A 4,758-nucleotide genomic window follows, 5' to 3' on the forward strand; every position below is an offset into this window, starting at 1 on the left:
GGGCAACCTGGAGCAGGCCAGGCTTGCGCTGATGGATCTGGCCGAGCGCGGGAGGGGTGGAGCGGAGGCGAGGCTGATCTTAAATGAGATCGAGCGCGCTAAGGCGCCTGTGTCCGGGGCAGAGGAGGACGAACGGACAAGGATGATCATCGAGAAGGCAAAGGAGCTGTACGCAGATGGTCTTGGTTCTATGAAGGCGGGCGATGTCGCTGCGGCGGGCAGGCTGTTTGCCGAGGCATCGAAGATGCTGGATGAGTCGAATGCGTCGGCCTCCTTTGCGCAGGACCTGGCTCGCGCAGCGGCCGAGGCGTCGGATGCCATTGAGAAAAAGTCTTCCCAATCTATTGCCGGCGCAAAGGCGCTCATCGATTCCAGCGAAGAGACGGATGCGCCGGAGGCCGCGCTCGTTTTGAGGAATGTTTGCACTGAGATGGAGGGGGCGCTCCTTGCCGATCCCGGGAACAATCAGCTCCTGGCGACAAGAAATCTGGCCCGGAGAAAACTCGATGCTGCGCTGGGCCGCTGGATCGCCGGGGCGCGGGAGATGGAACGAGTGTCAGGATGCGCGAGTGCAGAGAGGGTGTACGATGAAATTCAAGCATTTCTTGAGGAGAACGGTTTTTCCCAGCGGGTGCGCGGATGCGAGTGACTAAGATAATCATAGCCTCGCTCATCGCGAGTGTCCTCATCCATGCCGGCGCAGCTGCCGCGATCGCCTACGACGGGATCGAGTTCGATGCGCCGGCAGGAGTATGGAAGGAGGTGAGTGCGACCCGCGATCACCTGTATGAATGGCGGCGAACGGACAAGGCGTCCATGATGATATTCCGGCTGATGTCAGGCGACAAAAAGGGACTCGGCCGCGCGATGCAGGCGAGGCTCGAATTTGAAGGGATAAAGGCAAAACAGGGTGTCCTGTTTCACATTGCGCAGAGTGCCGAGGATATTGTCGTGCTGCCGTTTGATTCGACAATGGACCCAATGCAGAGGGGCGCGATCATAGCTGTGCCCGGCGAGAAACGATATGTCGGGATACTGTGCGCTGCGACTCCCGAGGTCTTTCCCGAAGTTTTTCTGGAGTGCAGGCGGATGGCGTTCAGCATGAAGGTGGGGCAAGGCTCAGGCGCTGAGGCCATCGACTATCTGGGGCAGGCAAAGGCTATGCTCGCGCAAGGTCAGTCGGCCGAGATGGTGGCGGCGCACTTGGAGCGGCTCCTCGCCGGGGCGCCGGCGTCGCCGGAGATAGGGCAGATGCGCGAGCGGCTCCGTGCCTTCATCGCAACATCCGGCAAATGAGGAAAAGCGGCGCATTCTCCCCAAAAAAGGGGTCCAAAGACCCCGAATCGCCCTCCTCCGCGGGTGTTCGCCTAAAACATCCGATCTAACCAATTGAAATAATTAACAAATTATCCGGCCCTCTCCAGCAGGTTATGGCCGTAAAATTGCATGCTGTATACCCATACGAAGAATCACATGCGCATCCATCGTATCTTCATAATAATGATCGCTCTCCTCACGTTTACATTTGCTGTGTCAGAAAGAGGAATTAATATCACGTGCTCATTATAACTCGTTGAAAAGATTGAAATGTCATTTTGGGGCCGGGTGGATATTGGCAGTAAAATTGCATATAATACCACTTGGAGGACTCATATGAATTTCAGTCGATCCCTCGTCGCCATCATCTCCATTTTTACCCTCTCCGTCATGGCCTCAGGCTGTATTTACTCGCCTTCGCAGGACGAGGTCGGTTTGAAGAAGATGCAGATGGAGATGCAGTCCTCCAGTCTGGGCTCAGAGGAGGATGCCGATGTCGAGGATGAAGCCGATATCGATGCCGAGGACAGGGATGCGGAGGAAAAGGCGGAGATCTCCAAGGTCGAAGACGATGCGGATTCTTCCTCTCGCACGACCCCTCCGCTCGAGCGCACGAGACCCATCAAGCCGATAGGCGGGCGTGAAGCCATCCCCCTATCCATCGGCGATATATTGATCTCTCCCTACCCGCAGCCAGTTGAGACTGCTGTTACCGTAGGCCAGTATTACTGGCAGCAATTCGGGGCTTCGTCCGATATGGATGGTTTATTCAATTGGACTGTGACCGGCCTGCCCGCGGGCCTGTTTCACTCCATCGGCGCCAGTTACAATCAGGAAGTGACGATAGAGGGCAACCCGACTGTGGCAGGTAGCTATCCGATTACGGTAGGGGTTGCACAGCTTGGTTACTACGAAGAATATTCCTACACCCTAGTGGTTGCGGGCGAAGAAGAGGAGGAAGAGGAGGAGGACCCGTGCTCGGAACAGCTCAAGATAAAGTTGGTGGACATAGGAGACGGGTGGAACATATGCCCTGAAGGATATACGGGGCAGGAAAATTGTTACGATCCGGCGACCGACGCACTTATCGTCACCGTGGGCACTGAGCGTTTGATGAAATTCCAGGTCACCGGGGACAAGGCGCCGTTCACGTGGACGATACAATCCAAGGTCAAGGACTCCTATCATTGTCATATGCAGATGCCTATGGCGTTCAGTCATCCTTACAGCGAGAAGTTCACTGGGATGTTAATGGATCCGGAGAACGCCGACGCTTGTCCGGTTGCGGCGAAGATGTTTTCCGAATGGACCGAGAACTATACTTGGGAACCGCTCGACGGTGTTATGCAGCCGGAGGACGGAGAGTGTCAGGAGCTGCCGCCTACCAGCCTGGAGCCGAGCAAGAAGATCGTGGACACCGATGGCCGGACGCTCAGGCTTGAGGGGGAATTTATCTATGACGGCCCGCTTCCGGTCAGCGGCTCCTCGAGCACGAAACCGCAGGAAATCCTCACCGTCAGTGTTGCCGGGTCGTGCCAGGGCAACTCGGACTCTACGGTTGCTCTCACCTTTGACCTGGATTACCCCGACGATAAGGGCAAGAAGATGGAGGTCGAAATCGATTACATGAATCTCAAGACCTATGGCTCGGGACCTCACGTGAAAACCCAGTTGTACGCGATGGACCCTGTCGATGGCGAGAAGGTGGTCGGCTCTGTGGACATCTCGCTGGCGGGCGAGCCGGGTTGCGGCGATGACGAGTGCGAGCTCGAAGACAAGATCGACTGGGAGAACGATGATTTCGGGCCCAAGGATATCACGGACGTAAAGGTGCATCTGGGGCTCGGGTGGTCCAACTGTTCGCAGCCCTTCAATCCCTTTGCCGGGTGCTGGTCCTCATCCTGCGATTGCTCTGAATACGGCGACATGGACATCCGCGATATCGACTTGAAGACGAAGTACTGGAAGCTTTCGTACGACGATCAGGACGAAGGGGACGACCAGATCAAGAAGAACAATCACAGCGACGACTATATCATCACCAACAAGCCCGGCGTGAAATTCAAGCGCAGGCCCTTCCCGTCGAGTTTCAAGGACAAGTGGGAGGACTGGGAGCCCTGGAGTTACTAGTGTCTATCAGTTTGTTGCCGGTATTGGAGGACTCATATGAATTTCAATCGATCCCTCGTCGCCATCGTCTCCATTTTCGCGCTCTCCCTCTCAGCCTCAGGCTGCGTGTTTTCTCCTGCGCAGGATGAGGTCGGCTTGAAGAAGATGCAGATGGAGACGCAGGTCTCCAACATAGGCTCGGAGGAAGATGCCGAGACTGATCTCGACGCTGATCTCGATGCCGAGGAGCTGGATGCTGAGATATCCAAGGAAGAGGAAGAAGAGGGTTCTGTTTTCGGCAGGATCCCTCCGATGAGAATAGTCGGCTCCATCAGGCCGATAGACGAACGCGAAAACATTCCCATGTCCATCGGCGACATTTCTATCATGCCCTATCCGGATCCGGTGGATGCTACCATAGCCGCAGGCGGGGATTACTGGCAGCAATTCACCGCCTCGGCCTACGGGAACCCTGGTATGTACTTTGCGTGGACCGTGACCGGCCTGCCCGCGGGCCTGACTTATTCCTTAAACGGCAGTTACTCTCAGAACCTGGTTATATATGGCGCCCCGACTGCGGCGGGGAGCTATCCGATATTCCTCAGGGCTGCGCAGTATGCCGACAGCACTAACTACGAAGAGCACTCCTACACCCTCGTGGTGTCGGGCCAAGGCGATGACGACGACGATGACGATGACGACGAGGTGGATGACGGTGATCCGTGTTCGCAGCCGCTTGAGGTCAAGATAAAGGAAATAGGCGAATTGACCATATGCCCTGAGGGATATACGGGCCCGGATAATTGCTTCGATCCGGCGACCGACGCCCTGCCTTCAACTCTGGGCAAGAAGTTTTCTATAGGACTCGAGGTCTCCGGCGGCAAGGCGCCCTATGTCTGGAAAGTCGACAGCCGGGTCAAGGACAGCTTCCATCGGTACAATGCCGGCGAGGGCGAACCTGGGAAGTTTCCCCGCGGGATCACGAACTATGAATATCGCTACCCTGACAAACCCTGCCTTTCACCCGAAGAGGCGGCGGAGATCGCAGCATCGATGTCAATGGGGCAATTCGGATCGTTCTGGCCTGACTGCTCAAAAAGCCTTCTCACGCAGGAGGAAAAGAGAATCTGCGCGCTGATCGGTTGCTCGAAAGATGACTGGCCGAGCGGGCCATACGGATCTCCTGAGCATGAGCTGGCGCTGCAGTGCGTAAGCGGCTTCAACTGCCCGTCAGGCCCGGGGGGCATGTTCGGGCTGACGGAGGGGCAAAGAAAGGCTTGCGAGGAGTACGAGGCCTGGGTGAATAAAAACAAGAAGACGATTGAGTTGCAG

The 4,758-nt window shown here is 56.4% G+C and carries 4 protein-coding genes; all 4 read left to right on the top strand.

From position 1 onward, the window contains the following. Positions 1-649 (top strand): hypothetical protein (locus WC683_19595; GenBank protein ID MFA4974811.1); only part of this gene is annotated, 649 nt, incomplete at its 5' end. Further along, on the top strand, positions 646-1,296 hold the full coding sequence (locus tag WC683_19600) for a hypothetical protein (protein ID MFA4974812.1): 651 nt from the start codon (positions 646-648) through the stop codon (positions 1,294-1,296). The genes WC683_19595 and WC683_19600, both read left to right, overlap by 4 nt. Before the next feature lie 357 nt (positions 1,297-1,653). Beyond that, positions 1,654-3,447, top strand: a complete 1,794-nt coding sequence (locus tag WC683_19605; GenBank protein MFA4974813.1) for a hypothetical protein — start codon at positions 1,654-1,656, stop codon at positions 3,445-3,447. Between the two features lie 36 nt (positions 3,448-3,483). Beyond that, the coding region (locus tag WC683_19610; protein ID MFA4974814.1) for an Ig domain-containing protein at positions 3,484-4,758 on the top strand (1,275 nt) is incomplete at its 3' end.

The sequence above is a fragment of the bacterium genome (assembly GCA_041648665.1).
In the GTDB taxonomy this organism is placed as follows: Bacteria; UBA10199; UBA10199; order 2-02-FULL-44-16; family JAAZCA01; genus JAFGMW01.

Excerpts from the sequence above, each read along its gene's own strand:
- WC683_19605 (MFA4974813.1), top strand. The coding sequence starts at position 1,654 with ATGAATTTCAGTCGATCCCTCGTCGCCATCATCTCCATTTTTACCCTC.